This window comes from Pantoea sp. VS1, from assembly GCF_002207995.1.
GTDB lineage: Bacteria > Pseudomonadota > Gammaproteobacteria > Enterobacterales > Enterobacteriaceae > Pantoea > Pantoea dispersa.
Genome location: NZ_NHZE01000011.1, coordinates 1 through 2,490, shown reverse-complemented (window position 1 = coordinate 2,490; position 2,490 = coordinate 1). Strand labels below are relative to the sequence as shown.

Below are 2,490 nucleotides of genomic sequence, written 5' to 3'. Positions count from 1 at the left end.
CAGATCGCTCATGTCCTTGTCGGAGGTGTTGCGAACCTGCAGGTAAACAGTCTTCTGGCTGGACGGCTCAAGCCAGACGGTCTGACTCATCTGGGTTTTGACGTCGAGGTTGCGTTTTTTTATGGCGGTGCTCATGGCACCACAGCCGGAAAGCATCAGGGAGGCAGCGGCAATCGCCGCCACGAAGGCGTTACGGTATTTCATAGACGTATCCTTGTTAAACGGGACAGGCGCGCCCCGGGGCACGCTGTTTTATACAGGGATTTAGAGAGAAACCCTTCCGTCAGAATGCCGGAAGGGATATCGGCAGGAGCCGAGAGAACTTAAATCTTTTTAATCAGATTGCTGATTTTTTCTAAGGCAACACCAGCACCGAGTCTGTTGATTTCCATTCCTACAATCATGTTAAGAACCAGAAACAAAGCAAACTCAAGAGCCGGGATACCGAAAGCAAACCATGAAATGAAACCTGATAAAACCACTGAAAGGATCATTAGACCCAAGAAAAAAACCACTGTCCGGAAAACGATTTTTTCAAGGTGACCCAATATAAGTGATTTCTTACGCACATCATCAGAAATAGTTAGATATATCAACAAATTATTGTATGTCATAATTGAAAACAGCAAGCCAATTATTACTGTAGGAATTAGCACAAACAAGCCATCAGACGTTAGAAATTCAACATAGCCTTCCGAATAAGCATATTTATATCTAAGAGAGTTAATATAATAAAACGTCCAAGTATTAACCAAGCTCAATAAAATTGATAAAGCAGGTATAAAAAAGCTTTTTTTGAGCAAATCTGAACTGGAAGCTATAACCGTGCCTCCAGAAGCAATTTTGTCAGTAAGCATTGCCATATCTGCATCAATTTCAGCTTTAGTAAATTGACTCATATCCCCTCTCCCAATAGACACTTACGAGGCTTTTTTCTGATGATCTCTAAGCCGTTGAAGCTTTTCTTTAAAATTGTCTGTTTCGCTACCATCAATCCAAGGTCTAGTCTGCCTTAAATCTTCTTCTGTCCGGCCTATCTGCTGACTCCTGACCGCCCCCTGATGCTCATTACTGAGTATATCACTGGACGTCTGAACAGTGGTTTTATTTTCAGCGATTTTACCGTCATTTTCTCTGATTGTTTCCATCAGGCCAGATCTTTGTGCTGCGACCTTGTTGGCCACGTTACTTTCAATACCGGCACCCGATGCCTTCTCGCCTACGCGTTGTGAGCCACTGCGAAAATCTTCGCTCATGGCCTGCGACGGGCCACCTGCCGGCGCGGTCAGATTACGTTCACGTGCCTGCACGCTTTCCTCCTTGACGCGGCTGCCGCGTCTCTCCGCAGGCGAACGCTGGCTGTCATGAGACGCCGTGCGGACAGCATCCGGCACGCTTCCCCTCTCAGCATCATCACTCCGCGCTCCCCCCGGAACGTCCAGTGACTGAGCCGGCTGCAGCGGCTGGCCATTCACCTGGTCAGTCCGGGCGCCGTAGTTGCGCATGATTTCCGGCTCAAGCCGCTCGTGCATAAACTCGGTGGCCGCCCCCTGCGCGCTCCGGACGTTGGTCAGGATGTTCTGTGCATCGCTGCCGTACTTCGCCGTAGTCCAGTCCACGAACTCCTGGTTGTAGTTGGCGTCCAGGCTCGCGCTCTGCGTCTGCGACAGCGTGGCCATGCGGCTGAACTCCTGGCTGCGCGTGCTGCTCTCCGTATACTGATGATACTGACTTTTTGCGTCGTTGAGCGTCGCCGCAAACTGCTGTGCCAGCGAGTTCGACTGGTTGTCCGTGTGGCTGCCCGACTCGCTCAGGCGCGTCGACGTCACCATATCCATGCCCTGACGGAAGTCGCGCGCCTCCTGGCTGCTCTGGTCATGACGGTTATCACGGCCCTCCGCGTGGCTGTCCTGCGTGCCGTGCGAGCTGCCGGAGGTGTGACGCCAGTCTACGCTGCCTTCTCCGCCTGCGCTCAGGCCGGTAGCCCACTTGCCAACTTTACCTGCTAACTGATCGCCGGAGTCAAATTTGACATACCCACGCGCACCCGCACCACCCTGATTAGTGATATCCATCAGCTGGTTATACGCCTGCTGCTCGGAAACGTTATGCGACTTCGCATAGCTTTCCACCGCCGACTGCATTTTGCTGACGCCGCGGCTCACGTTTGTGGCCACGCTGTTGTCGCTGCCCTGCGTGACGGTGTCGCTGTTGCCGCTCTGCTGCGTCAGCTGGTTCAGCTGCTGGAAGCCGCTGGTCACGCTGTGGTTGTAGCCATCCAGCGAGCTCTGCGCCTGCTGCTCCGCCTGCCGCGCCTGCTCGGAAAACCCACTGCTGGCCAGCGAGCTCAGCCGCATGCTCACCGGCAGGTTGGATATCGCCTGGCTGGTATCCACCACCGTGTGGCCGTCCGCCGTCTGCGTCATCATCGCATTGTTGCCGGTCTGGACGCTCTGCGACCCCGAACGGCGGAGCATGTTGGTGTCAAAC

General features: G+C 53.3%; 2 protein-coding genes and 1 pseudogene. All 3 read right to left on the bottom strand.

Annotated features, from left to right (window positions below):
- Positions 1-204: complement resistance protein TraT (gene traT, locus CBW22_RS05900; RefSeq protein WP_217899513.1), on the bottom strand; the 204-nt coding region annotated here is incomplete at its 3' end.
- Between the two features lie 119 nt (positions 205-323).
- The gene (locus CBW22_RS05895; protein ID WP_088516235.1) at positions 324-899 is read right to left on the bottom strand and encodes a hypothetical protein; all 576 of its coding nucleotides are present in this window, start codon (positions 897-899) and stop codon (positions 324-326) included.
- Positions 900-920: 21 nt separating this feature from the next.
- A pseudogene (locus tag CBW22_RS05890) lies at positions 921-2,490 on the bottom strand (conjugal transfer mating-pair stabilization protein TraG); the annotation flags it as partial.